The sequence below is a fragment of the Actinomycetota bacterium genome (assembly GCA_019347675.1).
In the GTDB taxonomy this organism is placed as follows: domain Bacteria; phylum Actinomycetota; class Nitriliruptoria; order Nitriliruptorales; family JAHWKO01; genus JAHWKW01.
Genome location: JAHWKW010000008.1, coordinates 28,530 through 53,256, shown reverse-complemented (window position 1 = coordinate 53,256; position 24,727 = coordinate 28,530). Strand labels below are relative to the sequence as shown.

Genomic DNA, 24,727 nt, shown 5'->3' with positions numbered 1-24,727 from the left:
TCGAATCCCGGGCTCTGCCGATCGTGCTCGTCGTGCCCGCCGTGATCGTCATCTTCGGCGTTATCCTCTACCCGCTCGGGCGCACCTTCTGGCTGTCGGTCCACGACGCCGGGCTGCAGTCGCTGGTCACCGGCGACATGGACTTCGTGGGGCTCGGGAACTACATCGAGCTGCTCCGCAACAGCCACCTGCGCATGGTCTTCGTCCAGACGGCGCTTCTCGGGCTCTCGGCCGTCGCCGGGACCATGCTGTTGGGACTGGCGGTTGCGCTGCTGCTGAACCAGAGGTTCCGCGGCCGGGTGCTGCTGGGAGTCCTGGTGCTGCTGCCGTGGGCGGTGCCCGCGGTCGCGGCGACGATCGTCTGGAAGTGGATGTTCAACGACCAGTACGGGATCGTGAACTGGGCGCTCGCCGGGGTCGGACTGGAGACGTTCGCGGGCTACCCGTGGTTCAACGCCCGCGTGCCGGCCCTCTTCGTCGTCTGGCTCGTCGTCGTGTGGCAGTCGTTCCCGTTCGTCGCGATCTCGCTGCTGGCAGGGTTGCAGTCGATCCCGAAGGAGGTCCACGAGGCGGCCCAGATCGACGGCGCCACCGCGTGGAAGCGTCTGCGCTACGTCACGCTTCCGATGCTGAAGCCGCTGATCCTCGTCCTGCTCGTGATATCGACGATCTGGGACTTCAAGATCTTCGACCAGGTCATGGTGATGACCGGTGGAGGACCGGCACGCCGCACGGAGGTGATCGTCGTCACCGTCTACCGGGAGGCGTTCACCCGCCTGAACTTCGGGATGGGCTCGGCGCTGGCGGTCACGCTGTTCGTGGTCCTCGTCGTCTTCACGCTGGTGTACATCCGCGTCGCCAGAGACGAGGACGAGCAGCTGTGATCCGCCCGACGGTCGGACGCGTCGGCATCGCCGTCTCCGCAGTGGCGGTCGGCCTGTTCGCCGTCTTCCCGTTCTTGTGGATGATCCTCACCTCGGTGAAGCCCCGCCCGGAGATCCTCACCGCGACCCCGATCTTCATCCCCAGCGAACTGGTGCTCGAACGCTACGTCGACGTGCTCCGCCGCGGCTTCGCGACGTACCTGCGGAACTCGCTGATCGTCGCGGTGACCACCACGGTCGCGGGCGTCAGCGTCGCGGCGCTCGCCGGCTACTCGCTGGCCCGCTTCAAGCTGCCGCTGCGCCGCTACCTCGTCCTCGTCGTGCTCAGCACGCAGATGTTCCCGATCGCGGCGCTCATCATCCCGCTGTTCATCGTCATGCGGAACCTCGGCTTGCTCGACTCGCTCCTCGGGCTCGTCGTCACCTACATGGCGTTCACGACGCCGCTGTCGATCTGGATCCTCCGCGGCTTCTTCCTCGGTATCCCGCAGGAGCTGGAGGAGGCGGCGATGGTCGACGGGGCGACGCGCGTCGGGGCGATGCTCCGGGTGGTCCTGCCGCTCGCCGGACCCGGCCTCGCCGCCGTCGGCGTCTTCGCGTTCATCGCTGCGTGGCGGGAGTTCTTCGTCGCGCTCACGTTCATCACCGACGAGCAGACCTACACCCTCCCCGTCGCGCTCGCGCGGTTCGAGGGCCTTGCACACATCGATTGGGGAGGGATCATGGCCGCGAGCGTGCTCTTCACCTTGCCGGTCGTCGTGTTCTTCCTCTTCGTCCACCGGCGGCTCACCCAGGGCATGATCGCCGGGTCCGTCAAAGGCTGAGCCAAGGAGCACGGTGTGGCGATCGGCGCCTCGTACTTCGGCAACCGGATCCTGCGCCATGTGGAAGCCGACATGGACGACCTCGCGTCGCGTGGCTTCACCGCTGTGCTGCACACGATGAGCGAGAACGACCTCAACTACTACCCCCTGCAGATGGGCCGGCTCGTCGCGGCCGCCCACGACGTCGGGCTCGAGGTCCAGATCGGCCCGTGGGGGGTGGGCCACGCGTTCGGAGGGGAGGCGGAGAGCCTGTTCACCGCCACCCATCCCGAGCTGGGTCAGGTCTTCGACAACGACCGCCGCGTCGGCGCCGCCTGTCTGAACCGCAACGCGTTCCGCGAGCTCGTGAAGCGGTGGGCGGACACCGCGGTCGAGACGGGAGCGGACCGGATCTTCTGGGACGAGCCGCACTGGGCGCATCCGGAGCGGTTCGGCCTCGACGAGGACCGTTGGGCCTGCCGGTGTGGCGCCTGCCGGGCGCGGTTCCGCGAGGAGCACGGTGGCGACATGCCGCGCGAGCTGACCGGCGAGGTCGTCGCGTTCCGCGAGCGCTGCCTGGTCGAGTTCGTGCGTGAGCTCGTTGCCCACGTGTCGTCGCGCGGTGGACGCAGCACCGTCTGCCTACTGCCCCTCGTCGAGGGCAGTCTCGGCCTGCGCGACTGGGCTGGGGTCGCGACCGCCGACGGGCTCGACACCATCGCCACCGACCCGTACTGGAAGGTCTTCGGGCAGCCCGCGTCCGCGTTCGTCGCTCGCTTCGCCCGCAAGGTCCGTGACCTCGCCGACGCCCACCATCTCACCCCGCAGATCTGGATCCAAGGGTTCGGGCTCGGTCCCGAGGACCGCGACGACATCCACGCCGCCGTGCGCGCCGCACGCGCCGAGGGGGTCGACGACATCTGGACCTGGGGCTACGAGGCCTGCGGGCACATGGACTACCTCGCCACCCGCGATCCCGAGGCGGTGTGGGACGCGCTCACCGCGGCTCTGACCGGAGAGGAACGAGATGGCTGACCGCGACGTCGGCGACCTCCTCACCGAGCAGGTCCGCCCCGACCTCGCCGACCTGGACCTGCGCCCGACCGGCGAGCTCGTCCGCCTCATGAACCGCGAGGACGCCACCGTCCCCGCCGCGGTCGCGACGGCCACGGACCCGTTGACCGCGGCGATCGACGCGATCGTCGAGCGGTTGCGGGTCGGTGGGAGGCTGGTCTACGTCGGTGCGGGAACGTCGGGGCGGCTGGCGCAGCTCGACGCCGCAGAGTGCGGCCCGACGTTCGGTGTCGCTCCCGGTCGTGTCGTCGCCCTCCTCGCCGGTGGCCCCGACGCCGGGAAAACCGCGGTCGAGGGGGCCGAGGACGACACCGACGCCGCGGAGCGGGACATCATCGAGTCGGGGGTGGACCACGGGGACGCGGTCGTCGGGATCGCCGCGTCCGGCCGCACCCCCTACGTCCTGGCAGCGGTCGATGCGGCGCGCGCGGCCGGAGCCCTCACCGTCGGCGTGAGTTGCAACCCCGGCACGCCGCTCAGCGCCCGGGTCGACCATCCGATCGAGATCCCGGTCGGTGCAGAGGTCATCGCCGGCTCGACACGCCTGAAGGCCGGGACGGCGCAGAAACTCGTGCTCAACACGATCTCGACCGTCGCGATGGTCCGGCTCGGCAGGACCTTCGGCAACCTGATGGTGGATGTGCAGGCGACGAACGACAAGCTCCGGGAGCGGGCCCGCCGGATCGTCGCCGAAGCCACCGGTGCGGGTCCGGCCGCGGTCGACGAGGCGCTGGACGCGGCGGACGGCGACGTGAAGACCGCGATCGTCAGCATCGCCGCCGGGGTCGATGCGGAGACGGCACGACGGCGGCTCGACGAAGCCGGGGGCGCGGTCCGGGCCGCTGTCGGCGTCCCGCCGCGATGATCGTGATCGGGCTCATGTCGGGCACGTCCGCGGATGCCGTCGACGTCGCCGCCGCCGACGTGCGCCTCCACGACGACAGCATCCGCGTCCGGACGCTGGGGGCCACGACGCATCCCTTCCCAGACGCCGTGCGCGACCTCCTCGACAGCGTGCTGGCCGGCCACAGCCTGACCGCGGCGCAGCTGTGCAGGCTCGACAGCGAACTCGGCCAGACGTTCGCGAACGCGGGCGCCGCTGGCATCGATGCGCTCAGCACCGACCGCGCCGACCTCGTCGTCTCGCATGGACAGACCGTCCACCACTGGGTGGAGGACGGAGCGGTGCGCGGCACCCTGCAGCTCGGCAACCCCGCATGGATCGCCGAACGCACCGGTCTGCCGGTGGTCTCCGATCTCCGCGTCCGCGACGTCGCCGCGGGAGGTCAGGGCGCGCCGCTGGTCAGCCTCGTGGACGCGCTCCTCCTCGGCGGCTCGGAGCAGCCGGAGGCGGCTCTCAACCTCGGTGGGATCGCGAACCTCACCGTCGTCACGCCCGACACCGATCCGGTCGCCTTCGACGTCGGACCAGCGAACGCGCTCCTCGACGCCGCGGTCCGCCGGCACGGCGACGGCGCAGGCTGGGACGAGGGCGGAGCGCTCGCGGCCCGCGGGCGGGTGAACGACGTGCTGCTCGACGTGCTCCTCGACGATCCCTACTACCGGCGGTCACCTCCGAAGACGACCGGGAAGGAGCGCTTCAACCGCCCATACCTCGACGAGACGCTCGCGCGGGCGCCCGTCGGCGAGCTCGAGGACGTCCTCGCCACGCTCACCGCCGCCGTCGCGCGGGTGATCGCCGACGCGCTCCGCCCGTTCGCGGTCGGGCGCGTCACCGCAAGCGGCGGCGGGGTCCGCAACGCGACGCTCATGCGGATGCTCGCAGCCGAGCTCGCCCCGGCCGACGTCGTCACCTCTGACGTCTGGGGGCTGCCCCCCGACAGCAAGGAGGCGTACGCCTTCGCCGTCCTCGGCTTCCTCAGCTGGAACGGCATCGCCGGTACCCTCCCGAGCTGCACCGGCGCGCGCGGCAGCCGGATCCTGGGCTCGCTCACGCCGGGCCGCGGCCCCCTCACCGTCCCTGCTCCGGCGGAGCGCCGTCCGCGACGGCTCGTGATCGAAGGGCCGGGATGACGCGTCTCGGGGCGGCCGCCGCACTCGTCGACGGGGAGATCGTGCCCGGCGACGTCGAGATCGACGAGGGCCGGGTCGCCCTGGTGGGGGTGAGCCCCGCGGGGCGAGGAGGCCTCGCCGCCCCCGGCTTCGTCGATCTCCAGGTGAACGGGTTCGGCGGCGTCGACCTGCTGGGCGCGGATCCGGACGGGTACCGGACGGCGGGCGAGGCGCTGGTGCGCACCGGTGTCACGGCATACCAGCCGACCTTCATCACCGCCCCCGAGGAGCGCCTCGTCGCCGCGGTGCGGGTGATGGAGACGGCCCGCCGCCATGGAGGCGGCGGGGGTGAGGTCCTGCCCCGGATCGTCGGTGCCCACCTCGAAGGCCCGTTCCTGTCGCGCCAGCGGCTTGGCACGCACCCGGCCGGGCCGCGTCGAGATCCCGAACGTGGCCTGCTGGAGCGCATCGTGTCGGCCGGGCACGTCACGACGGTCACCCTCGCGCCGGAACTGCCGGGGGCCCTCGAGCTCGTCGATCTCCTCCGTGGCCGGGGCATCCTGGTCTCCGCCGGACACACCGACGCCGACGCGGAGACCGCCCATGCGGCGTTCGACCGAGGGGTGCGAGCCGTCACCCATCTGTTCAACGCGATGACGCGGATGATCCCTCGCAGGCCGGGGATCGTCGGCGTCGCCCTCACCCGAGACGACGTCGTGGTCACGTTGATCGTCGACGGCCACCACCTCGCGGCAGAGACCGTGAAGCTCGCGTGGCGCGCCGCAGCGGGGCGGCTCGCGCTCGTCACCGACGCCATCGCCGCCGCTGGCGTCGGTGACGGCAGCTACCGGCTCGGCGACGTCACCGTCGAGGTCGTCGACGGGGAGGCCCGCCGCGAGGACGGCACCCTCGCCGGGAGCGCCCTGACCATGATCGATGCCGTCCGCAACCTGCACCAACTCGGCGTCCCACTCGCAGACGCCCTCGACGCGGCCGCGGCCGTCCCCGCTCGCCTACTGCAGCGTGGCGATCTCGGCGTGCTCCGGCCGGGCGCACGCGCCGATCTGGTCGTCCTCGACGATCGCCTGGAACTTCGCCGGGTGCTCGTGAGCGGAGCCCAAACCTGACCATCCGGCGCGACCCCCCGGCTCCCGCCGGCCTGACGCAGGAGACCCGTACCCCGTGACCGGCTCCCGTTCGGATGTGGACCCGCTGGAGTTGCTCCACCGAAGTCTCGGTGACCTCGTCCCCGGCCCGGTCACTCCAGGGGCCGTCGCCCTGATCTCGCGCGGTGGAGTCGCCGTCTTCCACCGTGCCTACGGGTGGGCGCAGACCCACGACCACGAAGGTCCGATCGAGCACCCGCGACCGATGACCAAGGACACGATCTTCGACATCGCGTCGATCACGAAGGTGTTCACCACGTCGGCGATCATGCGGCTCGAGGCGGACGGTGAGATCGCCCTCGACACGCCGGCGAAGACCTTCCTCCCCGCGCTCGGATCGGGCCCGGCTCCCCTCACCGTCGATCAGTTGCTCACCCACCGAGGCGGCCTCGCCGCGTGGCAGCCCGTCTACCTCTACGCCAAGCAGCGCGACGAGGCGCTCGAGTGGGTCTGCCACCACGGCGTCAGGCATCGCGCGGACCGTCGCCGGCGCTACTCGGATCTCGGCTTCATCCTCCTCGGTGGGATCGTCGAACAGGTGACCGGTGAGCGGCTCGACCGGTTCTGCGAACGGGAGATCTTCACGCCGCACGGCATGACGGCCACGTGCTTCCAGCCGCTGGAACAGACCCGTGGGTTGATCGCCGCCACCTCGACGGGCAACCGCACGGAGCAGCGGATGATCGAGACGAACGACCCCGAGGCCGTGGACGGATCCCCGGGCGACTTCCGCCACTGGCGAACCCACACCCTCGTCGGTGAGGCACAGGACGGCAACGCCGCTCACTCTTTCGGAGGCGTGGCGGGATCGGCAGGTGCTTTCTCCACCGCATCGGACCTCGCTGCGTTCGGCGGCGCGCTGTCCGACACGCTGAACGGCGGGGCGAGCATCTGGGATCGTTCGACCCTGGAACGGTTCCTCCGTGAGCCCTACGACCGCGGGCAGGGCCGAGGGTGGTGGACACGTCGCTGCGACTGGGGACGCGAGAGGGTCGGCTTCGGTCACGGAGGCTTCACCGGCTGTGAGATCGCTGTGGTGCCCCGGGCGGAGGCGGTCGTCGTCCTCCTCACCAACCGGCTGCACACCGAGCGCGATCCGCCCCCGGATCACATGGAGCTATGGCGGCTGACCCTGGACGCCCTGCGGGGAGCAGTGGCGCTGTAGACCCTGTGTCCCCCCGCCACGTCGGCGCATCCTGCGGCTCGTGGAGTCGCGTCGTGAGGAACACAGCGACACGCGTGCTTCGGCGCTGCTGCGTCGCAGCTTCGGTATTGCTCGCTGTTGGCTTGCGGTGCGTCTCTTTCGCTGGTGGTGCGCCCGCCGTGGGTGACCGCCTTCCACGCCCCTCGGGGTAGCCGACACCGATGGTCTGCGACGTTCGGAGTCGACCCGGGCGGCACCGGCGACAGGCAACACCGATGCCCCAGGGCAACACGGCGCTGGACGCGACCGCCTTGACCCGGATGACCTGATGCGGACAGCGCCTGTCATGCCGCACGGCTGGCCCATCCCATGGGGGTCACGCCCCGTTCGAGGTGCGGTGTTCGATCAGCTCGCAGTAGCGGCCTGCCTGCTCGGCTGATGGGGTGCGTGCGAGGAGGCGTTCCAGCTCGTTGCGGGCTTGGCGCATCTGGACGATGCGCTGGTCCAACTCGGTGATCCGCTGTCTCGCGACCTCCAGGACGTAGTCGCAGGGACGCACGCCCCGGTCGCGCAGCGCCAGGATCTCACGGATCTCATCGAGGCGCAGGTCCAGTTCGGTGGCGCGGCGGACGAACGCCAACCGCTCGACGTCTTCGGGGCCGTAGTGGCGGTAGCCCGCGGCCGTGCGGGGCGGTTCGGGGAGCAGCGCGATCGACTCGTAGTAGCGGATGGTCTTGGGGTCGACGCCGACCTCGTCGGCGAGCTCACCGATCCGCATGTGGACCCTCCCCGATCAACTGCTCGCCGCGGCGTCCGAGGCGGTTCACGACGCAACGCCGAAGCCGGCAGCGCGCACCCGCGCTCAGCTGCTCCTCGCTGATCCGGTCCTGGTCGTCGCGGACCGTCGCGGTCCCGGCCACGTCGACCTCAGCCTCGATGACCCTGGGTATTCCAGCAACCAGAAGGCGTACCCGTCCGGCGGGGTCCGTCCGCTGCGCTGACCGGGTCGGCCCCTACGGTGCCAACGCGCCGACGTTGCCATAGCGGGGCGGCTCTTCCCACATGGCCGACCAAGAATCCGCACGACGAGAGGGACCCTGATGTCGCGGTTCGTCCTTGTCCTGGCCGTCATCATGCTGGCCGTGACCGCCTGCCAGCGCGCACCGGAAGAGGAGCCGGTCAGCCCGACCAGCCCCGCCGAGACGGTGACGACTCCCGCCAGCCCGGTGGCGACCGGTCCCATGGCCCGGACCGCGAGCTGCGAGAACGCCGACGCGGCCTACCGGATCGACTACCCCGCGGACTGGGAGACGAACACGGGCGACGTCCTTGCCGAGTGCAGCTTGTTCGACCCGGAACCCATCGATATCGAGCCGGGAACCCAGATCGGGTTCGACGTCGCGATCGCCATCCGTGCGGAGAACGTGTCCTTCGAGCGGGTCGCGGAGGAAGACATGGCCGTGGACGAGACGAGCCGGGAGGAGACGACCGTCGCTGGGCGTCAGGCTGTCCGCGTCGAAGGTGAGGGCACCGGTCAGGCGCTCGTCCCCGACGGCATGCGTGTCTACCGCTACGCCGTCGACCTCGATGGGGCGACGCTCATCGCGGTGACCTACGACGCCGGCGAACTCGACTTCGAGACGAAGAGGCAGGTCCTCGACGAGATGGTGGCCAGTCTGCAGTTCGTCGGGACGCCGGCGCCGCGCGCGACCCCGTGACCGCCCCCGCGCCGCCTGACGAGCGGAGCGCGCCACAGTCAGGTCAGACGCGCGACCTCATCGCGCTCGGGCCACGCAACCGGCTCCCCTGATGCCTTCGTGACTGCCTCGCCCTCGATCACCTCGCCGACCGTCGCGGCGGTCACGCCATGGCGGCGCAGCGCGTCGACGGCCTCGCGGGCCATGTCGGGCGGGAAGGTCGCGAGCAGGCAGCCCGACGCCAGGGTCGCCCAGGGGTCCGCACCCAGAGCCCGACACACCGACAGGCCAGGTTCGAACCACGCGATCGCGTCGGCGTCCACCCGTAGCCCCACCCCCGATGCCCGTGCGAGCTCGTGCAGGCCGGACGCCAAGCCCCCCTCGGTCGGGTCGTGCAACGCCGTTGCTCCTAGCTGCGCAGCGAGGATCGCGCCGTCGACCACGGAGATCCCAGGGTCGCGGATGGCGTTCCGTGCGGCGTCGAGCGTGGCGGGATCGACCTCGCCGAGCCGGTCGGCCGCCTCGGCCGCTAGGACGGCGGCGCCTTCGACCGGGACCGCTCCGCTCTGCACGAGGACGTCACCGGGTCGCGCACCGCAGGTTGCGACGACCCGCCGGTCGTCCACCAGGCCGATCATCTGGCCGACCACGACAGGCTGGGTGACCGCCGCGGTGACCTCCGTGTGGCCCCCGACGAGAGCGGCGCCGACGTCGTCGAGCGCCATGCGAAGGTCGGCGAAGAGCTCACGCAGCTCCGATTCCGTCGTCCCCTGCGGGAGCAGGACCGAGGCGAGGAACCACCGTGGCCTGGCGCCCATGACCGCGACGTCGTTGGCGTTGACCACGACCGCGAACGCGCCCACGTCGCTGCCCGTGAGGGTCACCGGGTCGGTGGCCACGACCAGGATCCCGGCGGGGACGTCGATGGCGGCGGCGTCCTCCCCGATCCCCGGCCCGACCCGGACCTCGGGCGGTGTCGGGCCGAAGCCGTCGAGGAGCGACGCGAGAAGATCGACGGGAACCTTCCCCGCGGCCAGCGGCGTGTCAGCCATCGCGACCGAACCTAGCCCAGCGTTCCGACCCCGCTGCTCGCTCCCTGGCCGCCGCCGCCACGGCGGTCGGCCCGACCAACGGCATGATGAACCGACTTCAGCGTGGGGCCGAGCGTGCAACTGACGGTGCTGACGATCAACGTGTGGGGGACCAACCCGCCCCGTGACGAACGGATGGCCGGCCTCGTCCGGTACCTGCGGTCCCACCGCCCGGACGTGGTCGGCCTTCAGGAGGTCGACGACCTCGACGGCCGGTCCCAGGCCCACCGCATCGCCGAGGAGGTCGGGTACGCCACCGTCGCCCACCATCGTGTCGTCGGACGCGACGGCGAGCTGGGCGAGGCTCTGTCGTTGCTGACGGACCTTCCCGGCCAAGAGCGCGCCGCCGTCACGCTGCCGGGGGTTTCGGATGACCCCAGGGCGCTGCAGCTGATCGAGATCGTTCTCGGCGACGGTGGGAACATCCTGGTTGGCAACACCCACCTGACCTGGCCCCTGGACGCCACCGACGTCCGCGTGCAGCAGGCCAAGCGGATCCGTGAGGAGTTCGCGTCGTGGACAGGACCGGCCATCCTCTTGGGCGACCTCAACGACGTCCCCGGCTCACCGACGCTCCGCGTCCTCACCGAACCGCACGAGGCGTTCGAGCCGCTGGTCGACTGCTACGCCCGACGTCACGGCGGCGACGGCGAGGAGGAGTGGACCTTCCACCCCGACAACCCCTACGTCTGGCAGCCGAGTCTCCTGCGCCGCCGCGTGGACCACATCCTGGTCCGCGGCCTGAAAGTGGTCGACGCCGCGGTCGTGCTGCGCGGGGACGACGCGCCCATCGTGTCCGACCACTTCGGCGTCCGGGCGATCCTCGACGTCCACGGCTGACCCGCGGCCGCCGGTCCAGTGCCCGTTCGTCGCGACGATGGTCGGGGACGTTGCCCTGCGCGGACGTCCGACGCCGGCCACGGTGGCAACGACCTGCGCGGCGGTGACGCACCCGCCCCCACCCAACCCATGATGAGGAGACCGCCATGACCAAGACGATCGAACAGAGCATCGAGGTCAACGTCCCGGTCCGCACGGCGTACAACCAGTGGACGCAGTTCGAGGAGTTCCCCCGCTTCATGCGGGGTGTCGAGGAGGTCCGTCAGATCGATGACACGACCCTGCAATGGAAGGCGCAGATCGCGGGTGTGGAGCGTGAGTGGAGCGCGAAGATCACCGAGCAGACACCTGATCAGCGCATCGCCTGGGAAGCCATCGGCGAAACCACCAACGCCGGGGCGGTGACGTTCCACAAGATCGACGACAACACCACCCGGGTGATGCTGCAGCTGCAGATCGAGCCGGACGACTTCGCCGAGAAGGCGGCCGACGCGCTCAACCTCACCGACCAGCGAGCCAAAGGAGATCTGCAGCGCTTCAAGGAGTTCATCGAGACGCGGGGTGAGGAGACCGGCGCGTGGCGCGGTGAGGTCCCGCAGGATCCGACCAGCTGAGGCTTAAGGCGCCCATCGGCCGCTCCTCACACCTCAGCACGTCGGTGTCCGAACGACCATGCCGGCGACGGCGGCCGGATGCGCCGACCCCCATAGTGCTCCCTCCGGCTCACCGGGTGCGAGCCGAGGTCGAGCGAGGATGGGACACATGGACGTCATCCCGCAGAAGGCACGCAAGGTCGTCCCCGCGCCGACGCTGACGGCTCGCTCTGGCGAGCTGGCCGGCACGGTTCTGCGGCTGCACGAGGGCGACGGCACGATCGGCCGGCGCGAGGACAACACCTACGTCATCGCCGACCCGCGGGTGTCGCGGGTCCACGCCTCGATCCGCAAAGAGGCGGGCGCCTACGTCCTGACCGACCTGGGTAGCAGCGCGGGCACGACGGTCAACGGTGAGGAGCTCACCGGTCCCAGCGTCCTGCACCACGGTGACGTGGTGGCGTTCGGGCCGGTCGCCTTCGTCTTCGAGGATCCCGGAACCATGGCATCCGACGACGAGCTCACGATGGTGATAGAGCTCCCCGAGACACCGATGGGGCCCAAGCTGTCGCCACGCCAGCAGCAGGTGCTCGAGCTGATGGCACAGGGCATGACCAACAGCCAGATCGGCGCTCAGCTCGGCGTCACCGAGCGGACCATCAAGGCCTACGCCCAGGAGCTGTACGACAAGCTCGGGGCCCGCAACCGGGCGGGCGCGGTCGCCCAAGCCGCCAAGCAAGGTCTTCTGTAGCAAGGTCTTCTGTAGCCGGCCCCCGCGGCGGCTGACCGGCGCCTCGAAGCCGCCCACGCGCTGCGCCCCGACGGCGACCAGTGACGTAGCCTCCACTGCGGAGGAGGGTCCGTGCTGGGTCACCTGGTCGACGTCGCGCAGCTGCTGCGCGGGTACGGCATACCCCTGGGCGACCTCACCGACGTCCTGGCCCGCCGCTACGGCGAGCGGCTGGCGCTCGAGGACGGAGCACCGACCCCGGGGGTGGCCAAAGACTCGCGGCGGACCTACCGCGACGTCGAGGAGGCGGTGGCTCGGCTGGCGGCGGCGCACCGGGCCATGGGGACCTCGGCCGGTGACGTGGTCCTGGTGGTGTGCCGCAACCGGATCGACATCGTCTTCCACGCCATGGCGCTCGCCCGGGTCGGTGCGGTCGCCGCACCGGTCAACTCGCGCCTCGCGCCGGCGGAGATCTCTGCGATCGCCGCTGCGGCCGGGGCCGTGGCAGCGGTTGCGGATCCGGACATCGCCCGCGACATCGGCGGCGTCGCCGCTCCACGTGACCTCGCCTGGCGCCTGACGACCGACGGCGGCGACGCGGTCGACGTGGCGGCGTGGCTGGCCGCACATCCAGACCAGCGGATGGGACCGACCGACCGGGACCCCGACGCCACAGCGCTGATCCTGGCGACGTCCGGAACGACCGGCACCCCCAAGGCGGCCCGGCTCACGAGTCACGGGCTGCTGGGCGGGGTCGGTCGGCTGGCCATGGCCCCGGTCGGGTGGCGGGTCGGACCGCGAGCGCGCCGCGACCTGGCGCTCGCGGCGTTGCCCCTCACCCACGTGATGGGGTTCTCGGTGGCGTTGAGCGCCCTGTGCGCAGGTGTGCCACTGCTGCACCGTGCCCGCTTCGACGCCGCCGAGGTCCTCGACGTGATCGAGGAACGCCGCCCGAACGTGTTCGTGGGTGTTCCGACCATGTACGCCGACCTCGAATCGGCCGGTGCGAACAACCGCGACCTGGCGAGCGTCCAGCTGTGGGCCAGCGCAGCCGACATCATGCCGGCGTCACGCGCCCGGCGTTTCCAGCAGTACGGCGCCGCCGCGGAGGTCGGCGGTTGGCGTCTGGGCACGGCCGCCTTCGCGGACGTGTACGGCATGGTCGAGATGTCGGGCCCGGCCGCCGTCCGCCTGTTCCCGCCGTCACTGATCCGGCCACTTCCGGCTCCTCCGCTGAGCGTCACCCTGCCCGGCGTGGAGGTCCGTGCGGTCGACGACGACGGTGCGCCCGTTGCCTGGGGTCGGGTCGGCCAGTTGCAGTTCCGCGGCCCCGGCGTCCTGGCGTCGTACGCGGACGATCCCGGAGCTTGCGACAGCCACGGATGGCTGTCCACCGGCGACCTCGGCCGTGTCTGGCCGGGAGGCGTTCTAACGTTCGTCGGCAGGACGCGGGACCGCTTGAAGGTCAGCGGTTTCTCGGTGTTCCCCGCCGAGGTGGAGTCGCAGTTGCGTCGCCATCCTGACGTCGCCGACGTCGCGGTGGTGGGCCTTCCCGATCAACGTCGCGGCGACCGTCCCGTCGCCCTGGTCGTCCCGGGCAGCGACAGCTTCGACGCGCGAGCGTTCCTGGACTGGGCCGCGACCGAGGTGGCCGGCTACCGGCGTCCACGGGCGGCGTACGTCATCGATGCCCTCCCGCGCGGTCCGCATGGCAAGGTCGACCGGGCCGCAGCCAGCCACCTGGCGGCCGACCTGACGGCCGAGTCGGACGTTGACCAGCGCACCGACCGCGCACGGTGAGCATCACGTGCGGTGCTCCGGCCGGGTTCGCCGCGGTCCCTACCCTGCCAGGAGCAGGATCACAACGACGATCACGATCAGCGCCACGACGCCGCCGCTGGGCCCGTACCCCCAGCCGCGGCTGTAGCCCCACCGCGGCAGCGACCCGATCAGTCCCAGGACGAGCAGCACCAGCAGGATGGTGAGTAGCAGGCTCACTGTGTCCTCCCCACAACAGATCCAACCCGCCCCCAGCGTAGGCGAGTGTGCAGGTGCCCCCCTGCATCACCCGTCAGGCTGCTGACCGAGCCGGTCGTAGGCCCGTGCGATCGCCCGCTTGGCGGCCTCATGCGCGCGGGCATCCAACTCCTCCTGCAGCGATCCGAACGAGCCCGGGCGGACCAGGCCCTGTTCGCGAGCGGTGCGAGCCACGGCTTCGGCCACGGCCGGGGCGACCGACCGGTCGAACGGTGAGGGGATGATGTAGTCCTCCGAGACCTCATCACCGACGATCGTCGCGATGGCCCGGGCGGCGGCGATCTTCATCTCGTCGGACACCGCAACCGCTGCGGCGTCCAACAACCCGCGGAAGATCCCGGGGAACGCCAGCACGTTGTTGATCTGGTTGGGGTAGTCCGAGCGGCCGGTCGCGACGATACGGGCGTAGGGACTGACCTCCTCGGGCATGATCTCCGGGGTCGGATTGGCCAGCGCGAAGATGATCGGGTCGTCGGCCATGGTCTTGACCAGCCCGACCGGGAAACTCTGCGGCCCCGACACGCCGATGAACACGTCCGCCCCACCGATCGCGTCGGCGAGGTCGCCTTCCACCTCGCGGGGGTTGGTCTGCTTGGCCAGACGTCGCTTGATCGGGTCGTTGCCCTTCCGTCGCATCGTGAGGATCCCCTGGCGGTCGACCGCCACCAGGTCCTGCACACCGGCGGCCATCAACAGGTTGGCCACCGCGACGCCGGCCGCCCCGGCACCTTGAAGCACGACCTGCAGCTGCGCGAGTTGCTTGCCGACCACCTTGGCGGCGTTGACCAGTGCGGCGAGGACGACGACCGCCGTGCCGTGCTGGTCGTCGTGGAAGACGGGGATGTCCAACTGCTGGCGGAGCTTCCCTTCGATCTCGAAGCACCGCGGGGCGGAGATGTCCTCGAGGTTGATGCCACCGAACCCGTCGGCGATCCGGGCGACCGTCTCCACGAACGTGTCCGGGTCGGTCTCGTCCACCAGGATCGGGTACGCGTCGACGCCCCCGAACTCCTTGAACAGCATCACTTTGCCCTCCATCACCGGGAGGGCGGCCAACGTGCCGATGTGTCCCAGGCCGAGGACGGCGGTGCCGTCGGTCACCACCGCGACGCTGTTGGATCTGATCGTCAGGCGGTACGCCTCGGTGGGGTCCTCGGCGATCATCTGGCAGATCCGCCCCACCCCCGGCGTGTACACCAGCGACAGGTCCTCGCGGTCGCGGACCGCACGCCGGTTCTCCACGGTGATCTTCCCGCCGAGGTGGGCGCGGACCACCTCGTCGGTGAGCGCCAGCACCTCGATGCCCTCGATGCTGTCCAGCGCGACCGCGATCTCCTCCCCGTGGGCCTCGTCGCGGACCTCCACCGTCAGGTCCCGGACGACCATGTGGCGGTGGGCGCGGACGGGATCGATCGAGGCGATGTCCCCGCCGTGGTCCTCGATCGTCCCGGTGACTCGGCCCAGCATCCCCGGGACGTTCTCGAGGGCCACGCGCATCGTCACGTGGTACGTGGTCATCCGCCGTCTCCGCGTTGGTCGGCGAGGGTCGTCGCGGTCGCGCCGCGCCCGTCCGGTCGGGACCCGGCGCGTCCACGGCCGTCATCCCGCGGTGGCGCGTCGTGCGCCGGGCCCTCCGTGGTCGCGAGGTTGCAGGCGCTGTTGACCAGCCCGACGTGCGAGAAGGCTTGCGGGAAGTTGCCCACCTGCCGCCGTCGGACCGGGTCGTACATCTCGGCCAGCAGTCCCACGTCGTTTCGGACCTGCAGCAGCTGCTCGAAACGCTCCCGGGCATCGCGGCCCCGGCCGATCGCGGCCAGGGCATCGACCATCCAGAACGAGCACAGCAGGAAGGCTCCCTCCCCCGCGGGCAGGCCATCGCCGGCCGTGGTGGTGTCGTAGCGGTAGACGAAGCAGCCGTCGCTGAGCTCGCGCTCGATCGCCTCCACCGTCCCGCGGAAGCGCTGATCGCGCGCGTGGATGAACCCGACCTGGTTGATCATCAGCAGGCTGGCGTCGAGTGCCTCCGACTCGTAGCTGCGCGTGAAGCAGTGACGGTCCGCGTCGAACGCCCGCTGGCAGACCTCGTCGTGGACGGTGCCGGCCAGGGCCCGCCACCGGTCCGCGGGGCCGTCCAGGCCGAACTGCTCCACCGCCCTGGCCGCACGGTCGAAGGCCACCCACGCCAGCACCTTGGAGTGCGTGAAGTGCTGCATCGCTCCGCGGGTCTCCCACAATCCGTGGTCCGGTTGGTCCCACAGCCCCTCCAACGCGTCCATCAGGGCCTTCTGCAGGTCCCAGGCCGCCCTGGCCGGTTCGATCCCGGCACGGCGGGCGAACTCCATCGAGTCCATCAGTTGGCCGTACACGTCGAGCTGGATCTGCCGCGAGGCTGCGTTGCCCTGGCGGACCGGGAACGAGCGTTCGTAGCCGGGCAGCCAGTCGAGCGTCAGCTCGGGCAGGCGGCGTTCCCCCGCGATGCCGTAGAGGATGTTGAGGTTGCTGGTATCGCCGGCCACCGCGCGCAGCAGCCAGTCGCGCCACGCCACCGCCTCCTCCCGGAAGCCACCGAGCAGCAGGGCGTAGAGCGTGAGCGTGGCGTCGCGGACCCAGACGTAGCGGTAGTCCCAGTTGCGCACGCCGCCGATCTGTTCGGGGATCGAGGTGGTCGCGGCGGCGACGATCCCTCCGGTGGGGGCGTACGTCAACGCCTTCAGCGTGATCAGCGAACGGTGCACCGCGTCCGCCCACTCGGCGGTGTAGCGGCTGCTCTGTCCCCACTGCTGCCACCAGTGGGTGGTCGTATCCAGGGTTTCGTGGGCGTCGACCGGTTCGGGGCTGGGGCGGTGCGAGGGGTGCCAGGTGAGAACGAACGGGGCGACGTCGCCCGCCGCCACGGAGAAACGCGCCAGCGTCGACCCGCCGTCGTGCTCGAGCTCCACCGGGGTGTGCAACGTCAAGGCGTCGGGTCCTCCGATCGCTCGCATCCCCCCATCGAACGGCACGATCCACGGCACGATGGCGCCGTAGTCGAAGCGGATCACCAGCTGCATCCGCATCTCGACCCGGCCGCGCACGCCCTGCACCACACGGACGACGTCGGGGTTGCCCGCATGGGTGCTCGGGGCCCACCGAGGCGGCATGAGGTCCACCACCCGCGCAGTCCCGCCGTCGACGTCGAACTCGGTCTCGAGGATCAGCGTGCCCGGCCGGTAGCGGCGCCGGACGGCACGGGCGTTGCTGGCTGGCGCCAGCAGCCACCGCCCGTGCCGGTGATCACCAAGGAGCGCGGCGAACGAAGCCGGCGCGTCGAAGCGCGGCAGGCACAGCCAGTCGATCGAGCCGTCGCGGCACACCAACGCGGTCGTCTCGGTGTCGCCGATCAGCGCGTAGTCCTCCAGCGGGCGGCTCATCGGCGCGTCCCAGCCCCGGTCACCGGCGTCGCTTCGACCGGCGGCGGTGCTTGCGACGCGGCAGGTGCCGGCGGGCTCTTCGAGTCCGGTCGGTCACGGCTCGGTTGGCGGCCTCGGCGCGTCGAGCCCGTCGGTGGAACAGCCACGCCATCACCGCGAACAGCACGCCGGCGACCGCAGCGTTCCATGCCATCGCGACCCACCCGCTGCGTAGCTGCAGCAGCATCGCGGCGACCGGGCCGATCAGCCACGCCCACCGCCAGAAGCGCTGCTGGTTGCGTGCGACGCCGACCGCCAGCGCTGCCTCGTGCGGGTCGTCCAGCGCCCGTCCGCGGTTCACCGCCCGGACGATGCGACGGCGTGTCGCGAAGTCCAGCTCCGACCACGGCTGGCGGTGGGCGTCGGGATCGGGGCGGGACCGCGCTGCAGGCACGGCAGCAACCTATCGCCGCCCACCACACGACGCCGACGCGCCGCTGCGGCCTACGATGGGCGATCCTGGAAGCGAGGAGCCGCCGTGAGCGTCGTGAAGATCAACGCCCTGGACGTCCCGCCGCACATGGCGGAGACGCTCGAAGAACGCTTCGCGGCCCGGGCCGGGGAGGTCGACAAGCTCCCCGGGTTCGAGGGCTTCTCCCTGCTGCGACCCACCGACGAAGGTGGCCGCTACTTCGTCGTCACCCGGTGGGAGAGCGAGGACGCGTTCCTGGCGTGGGTCGACAGCGACGCCTTCCGGAAGGGCCACGCGCAGAGTGCCCGCCACGGACCCGCCGCCACCGGCTCGGAGCTGTTGAGCTTCGAGGTCGTCGTGGAGGTCGGGCGTCCCGACGACCGCTGAGACGTCATGCCGCCGCCCAGCCGGACGATCCGCCGGTTACGATCCGTGGCCTGCGGGCAGGGGGACGACGTGGGGCGTGAGGTCGGTTGTGGGGCACTGCGCGCAGCGGTGCTGTTGGCCATGGTGGTCGCGGCGGTGGCGGCGGCTCCGGCCGCCAGTGCGGCGCCGGCGCTGCGCATCGAGCCGCTGACGTGGAACGTGATCGGCTTGGACCACAACGACGTGTCGCAGGGCCCCAACGTGTTCCTGGTCGGGGCGCGGGTGTGCAACACCGGCGACGCCGCGGCGACCGGCGTGTCGACCGCTTTCGTGTGGGACTCGGACAACCCTCTGGTCACGCTGCGCGGCACGCCGACCCTCGCGCTCGGCGACCTGGCCCCGGGCCAGTGCGCCGACGCCTACTACGACGTGGCCGTGGCGCGCAACCCGGCGGCCAGGGGAACCGCCCGTGGCTACCACATCGAGGCGACCGGCAATGGGCTCGGGACGGTCAGCACGCCCAGGCCCCGTGAGCTGTTCGTGCAGCCGATCCTGTCGCAGAACCGCAACGACGCGACGGCCGTCACCGGGCCGACCGAGGTCGTGGTCGGCCAGACGTACCAGTACGAGACGGTCGCTGCGACCTCCCCGCAGGGCTTCCCACAGCTGGAGGTCTTCCTCGACTTCCCGAACACCATCTTCCGCATCCTCGACGTCGACGTCACCTACGGCGCCCCGTCCGGGGCCACCAACGATCGGATCTACGCCGACGCGTGCGGCTGGGAGAGCGACCCGACGTCGTCCGACTACCTGTCGTGCGTCGGGCCGCCCAACTACGCGGGCGGGCGGGTCGGAGGGACGGTCACCACCGTCTACACCGTGCAGATCGTGGGCACAGGGACCGCGACCATGATGCAGACCATCCTGGACATCTCCGGCGGCAGCTACCACTACAACGCCGACTTCAACACCGCCACGCCAGGGGTCGAGCAGATCACCGTCACCGCGGTGGCGCCCCCGGACCTGGCCGTGGCCAAGACCCACACCGGTGACTTCACGGTCGGGGTCCCCGCCGACTACACGATCACGGTGAGCAACGCCGGGTCCGGTCCCACCCTCGGCGCGCTCACCGTCAGCGACCCGCTGCCGTCAGGGCTCGTCCCCGTCGCTGCGGCCGGCGCCGGATGGACCTGCGACGTCGCCGGCCAGGACATCACCTGCACGACGCCCGGCCCGCTGGCCGCCGGGGCCAGCAGTGCCATCACCGTCACCGTCCGCCCCGAAGCTGCGGCCGTGCCGGGCGTCACCAACACGGTGACCGTGGCGACGCCCGGAGATCTCGATCCTGACAACGACCGCGCCAGCGACCCCACCACCGTCCGCCAGCTCCTGCCCGGCCTGACCGTCGAGAAACGGGCCGAGCCACCGGGCGGACAGCCGGTCGCTCCCGGCGCGGAGCTGACCTACACGATCGTGGTGACCAGCGCTGGGCAGGCCACCGCCCACGACGTGGTCCTGACCGACCCGTTCCCGGCTGGGACCACCGCGCTGGCTGTGACGCTGGACGGCGTGGAGGTCGGCGACGGCGCCGCTGCGCTGGCCGCCGGGCTGCCGCTCGGGGATCTGACGCCGGGGACGGCGCGGACCGTCACCGCGCGGGTCCGCCTCGACCCGGCCGCGGCGGGGACGCTGCGCAACGTCGCCACCGCGACCGCGACCGGTGTCGTCCCGGTGACCGGGACGGTGTCGCACCCCATCGCGGTCGTGGCCGGCGGCGCCCCGCAGCTGACCCTGGCCAAGACCGCGAGCGTCGCCGCCGCCGCGCCCGGCGACACGGTCACGTTCACGATCACCGTCGCCAACCTGGGGGCGGCCACCGCCCGGCAGGTGGCTCTGACCGACCCCACGCCGGCAGGTCTGGACTACGTCCCGGCCAGCACGTCGCGCGACGGGTCGGCGGTGGCCGACGTCGCCGACGGTCGCAACCCCCTGGCGGACGGGCTCGCCCTGGGCGACCTCGCCCCCGGCCAGGTCGTGGTCGTGCAGCAGTCGCTGCGGGTCGCCTCAGCCGCGCCCGGCGCGGCCATCATCAACCTCGCCACGATCACCACCGCGGACGTCGACCAGCCGGCCAGCACCGCGGTGACGATCCCGATCACCGCATCCGGCGCCCCGCCGCCCGGGCAGCTCCCGGCAACCGGGGCCCGTGACCATCCCCGCGAGGCGCTGGTGATCGCGTTGTGCCTGTTGGCCTTCGGCGTCGCGATGATCGAGATCTCGAGCTGGCCGGCGCTGCGGCCCTGACAGGCGCGAGACCGGCGGGCGGATGAGCGGTCACCATCCCCGCCCTCGCGTCGGCACGTGGATCCGTGCGGCGATGGTGCTCCTGTGGGCGCTGGGGCCGCGCCGGCCGGTGGGGACGGCGGTGACCCGCCACGACCTCGTGTTGGCTCCCGGCCCCCCCGAGGTCACCGGTCAGCTGTGGATCCCGCCCGGCGGCCCGGCCCCCGCGATCGTCCTGGCCGCGGGCGTGACCCCCCGCGGCCCCGACGATCCGCGGGTGGTCCGCCTGGCCGACGCGCTGACCCGCTGCGGTCGGGTCGTGTTCGTGCCCGCGATGGAATTGCCGCGCCAGCGCATCACCGAGGCCGACGTCGAACGACTCGTGCGCGCGGTGCTGGCCCTCCACGCCAGCCCGGCGGTGCGTCGCGGTGTCACGCTGCTGGGCTTCTCGTTCGGCGGGTCGTTCGCGCTGCTGGCCGCAGCCGATCCCCGTCTGAGCGACCGCGTGAACCTGGTCGCGACCTTCGGGGCGTACGGCGACCTCACCGGACTCATCCAGGCGGTCACCACCGGGGCGAGCATCGTCGACGGCCGCACCCACCTGTGGTCGGGCCACCAGCGCGTCGCCCGCATCCTGAAGGCGCGCCTCGATCAGACGATCAGCGCCTACCTCGGCGGAGCGTGCCCCGACCACCAGGCCGCTGTCCGGGCGCTCGTGGACAACGACGACCCGGCTGCGGTGGCGGACCTGATCGCGCGCCTGCCCGCCCCGTTCCCCGCTCTGGTCGAGCGGCTGTCGCCCGTGCGCGTCGCCGGACACGTCCGCGCACCGATCATCCTGGCGCACGCGGTCGATGATCCCACGATCCCGCCCGCCGAGCTGGCCCGCCTGCAGCGCGCGTTCCCCGACGCCCGTACCCACCAGGTGCGGTTGTTCACCCACGTCGACTTCGCGCCGACGCTCCGGCAGCTGCGCCAAGTCGTCGCCGACATCCGCGAGAGCTGGCACTTCGCCGCGACCGTCCTGGCCGCCGGCGAAGCCGCATAGCGCGTGCGCTCAACCCGGTGTTAGGACCAGAAGGCGGCGAGGACGTCGTTCACCGCCTCCGGTCGCTCGATCGGGGGCAGGTGCGCGGCCCCGTCGACGACCTCCAGACGTGCGCCGACCCGCTGCGCCAGCGGCCCCATCGTGTCGGGGCCAGTGAGGCTGTCCTCGCGTCCGGAGATGGCGACGATCGGCCGCTCGAGCCCCTCCACGACGTGGGTGCGGTCGGGGCGCTCACGCATCCCGCGCTGGGCCGCCACGATCGTCTCCACGCGCGTGCCCTCGATCATGGTGCGTAGCCGTGCGCGGGGTGTGGCGTCGGCGTCCGCGGCCAGCAGCGTCCCGAGCATCCCGTCCGCGAAGGCGCCCCGCCCCTCGGCGACGACCGACTCGATCGCGTCGTCGCGGCGGGCACGGCCCTGCTCGTCATCGGCTTCGGTGCGTGTGGAGATCAATGCCAACGACCGGACGACCTCCGGGTGGCGTTCGCACAGTGCGAAGGTCACGTAGCCGCCCATGCTCAGCACCACCAGGTCAGCACGGCCGTCGCCGTCGCCCAGTTCGGCCACGAGCGCGGAGACGTCGTCGGCGTGGCGCTCCATGGTCAGCACCGCAGCCGAGGTCGGGTCGGAAGCGCCGAAGCCGCGCAGGTCCGGGGCGACGCAGCGGCGGAGCGACGCCAGTGCCTCCAGCTGATCGAGCCACAACGTCGAGTCCATCGGGAAGCCGTGGATCAGCAGCGCCAGCGGCCCCTGCCCGGCACTGCGGTAGTGCAACCGGGTCCCTTCGATGTCGATGTACGGCACAGCGTGACCTCCCCCACCCATCCTGCCAGCGGCGCCACGGTCGCGCAGCCCCGCGTCGGTGGTCCCGCCGTGCCTCCCTGGGGGCGCCACCGGTCGCCCGTCTTCGCGCGCCCTCGATGACAGCATGTGCGCTTGGCGCACCCTGGCCCGGCAGGGGCAGGAGGCCGACGTGCCCGCGTCGAACCTGGACCGAGAGCCGGAGAGGCTGCCGAGCGGGTGCTCTTTGAGGGGAGGGCATCATCTCTGCCGCGTCTCCGGCTCCATCTTCGCCCCCGGTACCCTGGGTGGTGGCCCCGCCGCCGCGGCGACCCCACGCAGGACCAGGAGTCGACCATGCCCGAATCCCACGCAGACCGGATCGCCGAGCTGCGGCGCCGCCTCGAGCACGTCAAGGAGTACCTTTGACCTGCCGGGCAAGCGGGCGCGGGCCGGCGACCTGCAGGACCGGGCCGTCGCGCCCGACCTGTGGGACGACCCCGACAGGGCCCGCCAGGTCACCACGGCGCTGTCGCGCCTCGAGGATGAACTCGCCCAGGTCGACCGCCTGACCGCCACCGTCGACGATCTCGAGGTCCTCGAGGAACTCGCGCAGGAGGAGGACGACGCGGGGGCCTCTGCGGAGGTCGCCAAGGGCGTGGAGGCGTTGGTCGCCGAGCTCGACCGCCTCGAGATCGCCACGCTGCTGTCCGGCGAGCACGACGCCTCGGACGCGATCGTGTCGGTCCACGCCGGCGAGGGCGGTCTGGACGCGATGGACTGGGCACAGATGCTGCAGCGCATGTACCTGCGCTGGGCGGTTGGGCGCAACTTCGACGTGGAGGTCCTCGACGAGCAGTTCGGGGAGGAAGCCGGTCTGAAGTCGACGACGTTCACCGTGCGCGGTCGCGACGCCTACGGGTTGATCAAGGCCGAGCACGGGGTGCACCGGTTGGTGCGGATCTCGCCTTTCGACGCCAACGCCCGGCGTCAGACCTCCTTCGCGCTGGTCGACGTGGTCCCGGAGATCCCGGAGGTCGACGCCGAGGTCGACATCCCCGAGGAGGACATCCGCGTCGACGTGTACCGGTCGTCGGGGCCCGGCGGGCAGAGCGTGAACACCACCGACTCGGCGGTCCGCCTCACCCACGTTCCCACCGGCCTGGTCGTGTCGTGCCAGAACGAGAAGTCGCAGCACCAGAACAAGGCGGTCGCCCTGCGGGTGCTCAAAGCCCGGCTCGCCGAGCTGGAGCGCCAGAAACGCCAGGACGCCCTCGACGAGCTCCGCGGCGCGACGCAGAACGTCGGCTTCGGCTCGCAGATCCGCAGCTACGTCCTGCACCCCTACCAGCTGGTCAAGGATCTGCGCAGCGGGTACGAGACCGGCAACATCAACGCGGTGCTCGACGGGGCGCTCGACGAGCTGATCGAAGCGGAGCTGCGGCGTCGCGCCGCGGAACGTGCGACGGGTTGACCAGCGGGTCACCGCACCTGTGCGACAGGATCGACTGCGGGTGCGGATCAATCGTCGGTGACCGTGGCCTCTGCGGTCGACGTGAGGCGACGGTGCTACCCTGCGCCGCCGCGGCCCCCACGTCGTGTCCCTCTCCAGACGGTTGACCTGTGATCACGCTGCGCAACGTCACCAAGTCGTACAAGGGCGGCATCGTCGCCCTCAAGGACGTGACGCTCGAGATCGGTAAGGGCGAGTTCGTCTTCGTCGTCGGCCCGTCCGGGTCGGGCAAGTCCACGCTGATGCGTCTGCTGACCCGCGAAGAGCTTCCCGATGAAGGCGACATCTACGTCGCCGGAAAGAACCTGAACACGCTCAAGCGGTGGAAGGTCCCGCTGCTCCGCCGAGAGATCGGCTTCGTGTTCCAGGACTTCAAGCTGCTTCCGAACAAAACCGTCGTGGAGAACGTCTCGTTCGCCCTGGAGGTGATCGGCAAACCACGCCAGATCATCAACAAGCGGGTCCCTGAGGTGCTGGAGCTGGTCGGGCTGTCTGACAAGAGCGACGCGTTGCCTCACGAACTGTCCGGTGGGCAGCAGCAGCGGGTCTCGATCGCGCGAGCGTTCGTGAACGCCCCCCGGATCCTGCTGTGCGACGAACCCACCGGCAACCTCGACCCGCACACGTCGGTCGGGATCATGAAGCTGCTGGACCGCATCAACCGCACCGGTGCCAACGTGGTGATGGCGACCCACGATCAGCAGATCGTCGATTCCATGCGCCGCCGCGTGGTCGAACTCGAGGGCGGGATCGTCGTCCGCGACCAGTCGCGGGGCGTGTACGGCTACGGCGGATGAGCAGGGAC

General features: G+C 71.2%; 25 protein-coding genes. 18 read left to right on the top strand and 7 right to left on the bottom strand.

Features of this window, described 5'->3' with window-relative positions:
* Nucleotides 1-32: 32 nt before the first annotated feature.
* From KY462_06800 to KY462_06770, 7 genes are read left to right on the top strand one after another with little or no spacing between them, the layout of a single operon-like run.
* Complete coding sequence (locus tag KY462_06800; protein ID MBW3577435.1) at nt 33-884, top strand: sugar ABC transporter permease; 852 nt, start codon at nt 33-35, stop codon at nt 882-884.
* Nucleotides 881-1,708 (top strand): carbohydrate ABC transporter permease, encoded by an 828-nt coding sequence (locus tag KY462_06795; GenBank protein MBW3577434.1) that lies wholly within the window; start codon nt 881-883, stop codon nt 1,706-1,708. The genes KY462_06800 and KY462_06795 overlap by 4 nt, the downstream gene beginning before the upstream one ends.
* Before the next feature lie 15 nt (nt 1,709-1,723).
* Complete coding sequence (locus tag KY462_06790; protein MBW3577433.1) at nt 1,724-2,722, top strand: hypothetical protein; 999 nt, start codon at nt 1,724-1,726, stop codon at nt 2,720-2,722.
* Nucleotides 2,715-3,626 carry an N-acetylmuramic acid 6-phosphate etherase gene (gene murQ, locus KY462_06785; protein MBW3577432.1) on the top strand — a complete coding sequence of 304 codons (912 nt, stop codon included), beginning with the start codon at nt 2,715-2,717 and terminating at the stop codon, nt 3,624-3,626. The genes KY462_06790 and murQ overlap by 8 nt, the downstream gene beginning before the upstream one ends.
* Nucleotides 3,623-4,795 (top strand): anhydro-N-acetylmuramic acid kinase, encoded by a 1,173-nt coding sequence (locus KY462_06780; protein ID MBW3577431.1) that lies wholly within the window; start codon nt 3,623-3,625, stop codon nt 4,793-4,795. The genes murQ and KY462_06780 overlap by 4 nt, the downstream gene beginning before the upstream one ends.
* The gene (gene nagA / locus KY462_06775; GenBank protein MBW3577430.1) at nt 4,792-5,901 is read left to right on the top strand and encodes an N-acetylglucosamine-6-phosphate deacetylase; all 1,110 of its coding nucleotides are present in this window, start codon (nt 4,792-4,794) and stop codon (nt 5,899-5,901) included. Before KY462_06780 ends, nagA begins: the two co-directional genes overlap by 4 nt.
* Nucleotides 5,902-5,956: 55 nt before the next feature.
* A complete protein-coding gene (locus KY462_06770; protein ID MBW3577429.1) occupies nt 5,957-7,105 on the top strand; it encodes a beta-lactamase family protein in 1,149 nt (382 codons plus the stop codon).
* Nucleotides 7,106-7,460: 355 nt separating this feature from the next.
* Here the strand turns inward: KY462_06770 and KY462_06765 are convergent, their stop codons facing one another.
* Nucleotides 7,461-7,862, bottom strand: coding sequence for a heavy metal-responsive transcriptional regulator (locus tag KY462_06765; GenBank protein MBW3577428.1), 402 nt, complete (start codon nt 7,860-7,862; stop codon nt 7,461-7,463).
* Here KY462_06765 and KY462_06760 point away from each other — a divergent pair.
* Nucleotides 7,861-8,085 (top strand): hypothetical protein, encoded by a 225-nt coding sequence (locus KY462_06760; GenBank protein ID MBW3577427.1) that lies wholly within the window; start codon nt 7,861-7,863, stop codon nt 8,083-8,085. The genes KY462_06765 and KY462_06760 overlap by 2 nt on opposite strands.
* A gap of 99 nt (nt 8,086-8,184) precedes the next feature.
* A complete protein-coding gene (locus tag KY462_06755) occupies nt 8,185-8,802 on the top strand; it encodes a hypothetical protein (protein ID MBW3577426.1) in 618 nt (205 codons plus the stop codon).
* 38 nt (nt 8,803-8,840) lie between these two features.
* On the opposite strand, the gene KY462_06750 is transcribed toward KY462_06755, so the two are convergent.
* Nucleotides 8,841-9,833 (bottom strand): hypothetical protein, encoded by a 993-nt coding sequence (locus KY462_06750; protein ID MBW3577425.1) that lies wholly within the window; start codon nt 9,831-9,833, stop codon nt 8,841-8,843.
* A gap of 114 nt (nt 9,834-9,947) precedes the next feature.
* On the opposite strand from KY462_06750, the gene KY462_06745 reads away from it, so the two are divergent.
* From KY462_06745 to KY462_06730, 4 genes are all read left to right on the top strand, one after another.
* On the top strand, nt 9,948-10,712 hold the full coding sequence (locus tag KY462_06745; protein ID MBW3577424.1) for an endonuclease/exonuclease/phosphatase family protein: 765 nt from the start codon (nt 9,948-9,950) through the stop codon (nt 10,710-10,712).
* A 146-nt stretch (nt 10,713-10,858) separates the two neighbouring features.
* Nucleotides 10,859-11,326 carry an SRPBCC family protein gene (locus KY462_06740; GenBank protein ID MBW3577423.1) on the top strand — a complete coding sequence of 156 codons (468 nt, stop codon included), beginning with the start codon at nt 10,859-10,861 and terminating at the stop codon, nt 11,324-11,326.
* A gap of 148 nt (nt 11,327-11,474) precedes the next feature.
* Entirely contained in the window at nt 11,475-12,056 is a 582-nt protein-coding gene (locus tag KY462_06735; protein MBW3577422.1) for an FHA domain-containing protein, read from the top strand.
* A gap of 111 nt (nt 12,057-12,167) precedes the next feature.
* Nucleotides 12,168-13,835, top strand: a complete 1,668-nt coding sequence (locus KY462_06730; GenBank protein ID MBW3577421.1) for an acyl--CoA ligase — start codon at nt 12,168-12,170, stop codon at nt 13,833-13,835.
* 39 nt (nt 13,836-13,874) lie between these two features.
* On the opposite strand, the gene KY462_06725 is transcribed toward KY462_06730, so the two are convergent.
* The 4 genes from KY462_06725 to KY462_06710 form a co-directional block, all read right to left on the bottom strand.
* Entirely contained in the window at nt 13,875-14,027 is a 153-nt protein-coding gene (locus KY462_06725; protein MBW3577420.1) for a DUF3309 domain-containing protein, read from the bottom strand.
* Between the two features lie 72 nt (nt 14,028-14,099).
* Nucleotides 14,100-15,590: an NAD-dependent malic enzyme gene (locus tag KY462_06720; protein MBW3577419.1), complete on the bottom strand. Its 1,491-nt coding sequence runs from the start codon at nt 15,588-15,590 to the stop codon at nt 14,100-14,102.
* Nucleotides 15,587-17,482, bottom strand: a complete 1,896-nt coding sequence (locus KY462_06715; GenBank protein MBW3577418.1) for a glycoside hydrolase family 15 protein — start codon at nt 17,480-17,482, stop codon at nt 15,587-15,589. The genes KY462_06720 and KY462_06715 overlap by 4 nt, the downstream gene beginning before the upstream one ends.
* Before the next feature lie 19 nt (nt 17,483-17,501).
* Nucleotides 17,502-17,915, bottom strand: coding sequence for a hypothetical protein (locus KY462_06710; GenBank protein ID MBW3577417.1), 414 nt, complete (start codon nt 17,913-17,915; stop codon nt 17,502-17,504).
* A gap of 84 nt (nt 17,916-17,999) precedes the next feature.
* Between KY462_06710 and KY462_06705 the strand changes: the two genes are divergently transcribed.
* The 3 genes from KY462_06705 (at nt 18,000) to KY462_06695 (ending at nt 21,630) form a co-directional block, all read left to right on the top strand.
* On the top strand, nt 18,000-18,320 hold the full coding sequence (locus KY462_06705; protein MBW3577416.1) for an antibiotic biosynthesis monooxygenase: 321 nt from the start codon (nt 18,000-18,002) through the stop codon (nt 18,318-18,320).
* Between the two features lie 69 nt (nt 18,321-18,389).
* Nucleotides 18,390-20,603 carry a DUF11 domain-containing protein gene (locus KY462_06700; GenBank protein ID MBW3577415.1) on the top strand — a complete coding sequence of 738 codons (2,214 nt, stop codon included), beginning with the start codon at nt 18,390-18,392 and terminating at the stop codon, nt 20,601-20,603.
* Nucleotides 20,604-20,625: 22 nt separating this feature from the next.
* On the top strand, nt 20,626-21,630 hold the full coding sequence (locus KY462_06695) for an alpha/beta hydrolase (GenBank protein MBW3577414.1): 1,005 nt from the start codon (nt 20,626-20,628) through the stop codon (nt 21,628-21,630).
* A 20-nt stretch (nt 21,631-21,650) separates the two neighbouring features.
* Here the strand turns inward: KY462_06695 and KY462_06690 are convergent, their stop codons facing one another.
* Entirely contained in the window at nt 21,651-22,433 is a 783-nt protein-coding gene (locus KY462_06690) for an alpha/beta hydrolase (GenBank protein ID MBW3577413.1), read from the bottom strand.
* 333 nt (nt 22,434-22,766) lie between these two features.
* Between KY462_06690 and prfB the strand changes: the two genes are divergently transcribed.
* Nucleotides 22,767-23,883 (top strand): peptide chain release factor 2 gene (prfB, locus tag KY462_06685; GenBank protein MBW3577412.1). Its coding sequence is split into 2 segments (ribosomal slippage): nt 22,767-22,835 and nt 22,837-23,883, totalling 1,116 coding nucleotides; the frame shifts between segments, so codons are not numbered across the junction.
* Nucleotides 23,884-24,032: 149 nt separating this feature from the next.
* Nucleotides 24,033-24,719: a cell division ATP-binding protein FtsE gene (gene ftsE / locus KY462_06680; protein ID MBW3577411.1), complete on the top strand. Its 687-nt coding sequence runs from the start codon at nt 24,033-24,035 to the stop codon at nt 24,717-24,719.
* Nucleotides 24,720-24,727 lie beyond the last annotated feature (8 nt).

What these genes read in the sequence shown, in the direction of transcription:
- murQ (MBW3577432.1), top strand. Translation starts at nt 2,715, where the DNA reads ATGGCTGACCGCGACGTCGGCGACCTCCTCACCGAGCAGGTCCGCCCC.
- KY462_06780 (MBW3577431.1), top strand. Translation starts at nt 3,623, where the DNA reads ATGATCGTGATCGGGCTCATGTCGGGCACGTCCGCGGATGCCGTCGAC.
- nagA (MBW3577430.1), top strand. Translation starts at nt 4,792, where the DNA reads ATGACGCGTCTCGGGGCGGCCGCCGCACTCGTCGACGGGGAGATCGTG.
- KY462_06760 (MBW3577427.1), top strand. Translation starts at nt 7,861, where the DNA reads ATGTGGACCCTCCCCGATCAACTGCTCGCCGCGGCGTCCGAGGCGGTT.
- KY462_06765 (MBW3577428.1), bottom strand. Translation starts at nt 7,862, where the DNA reads ATGCGGATCGGTGAGCTCGCCGACGAGGTCGGCGTCGACCCCAAGACC.
- KY462_06755 (MBW3577426.1), top strand. Translation starts at nt 8,185, where the DNA reads ATGTCGCGGTTCGTCCTTGTCCTGGCCGTCATCATGCTGGCCGTGACC.
- KY462_06750 (MBW3577425.1), bottom strand. Translation starts at nt 9,833, where the DNA reads ATGGCTGACACGCCGCTGGCCGCGGGGAAGGTTCCCGTCGATCTTCTC.
- KY462_06740 (MBW3577423.1), top strand. Translation starts at nt 10,859, where the DNA reads ATGACCAAGACGATCGAACAGAGCATCGAGGTCAACGTCCCGGTCCGC.
- KY462_06735 (MBW3577422.1), top strand. Translation starts at nt 11,475, where the DNA reads ATGGACGTCATCCCGCAGAAGGCACGCAAGGTCGTCCCCGCGCCGACG.
- KY462_06720 (MBW3577419.1), bottom strand. Translation starts at nt 15,590, where the DNA reads ATGACCACGTACCACGTGACGATGCGCGTGGCCCTCGAGAACGTCCCG.
- KY462_06715 (MBW3577418.1), bottom strand. Translation starts at nt 17,482, where the DNA reads ATGAGCCGCCCGCTGGAGGACTACGCGCTGATCGGCGACACCGAGACG.
- KY462_06695 (MBW3577414.1), top strand. Translation starts at nt 20,626, where the DNA reads ATGAGCGGTCACCATCCCCGCCCTCGCGTCGGCACGTGGATCCGTGCG.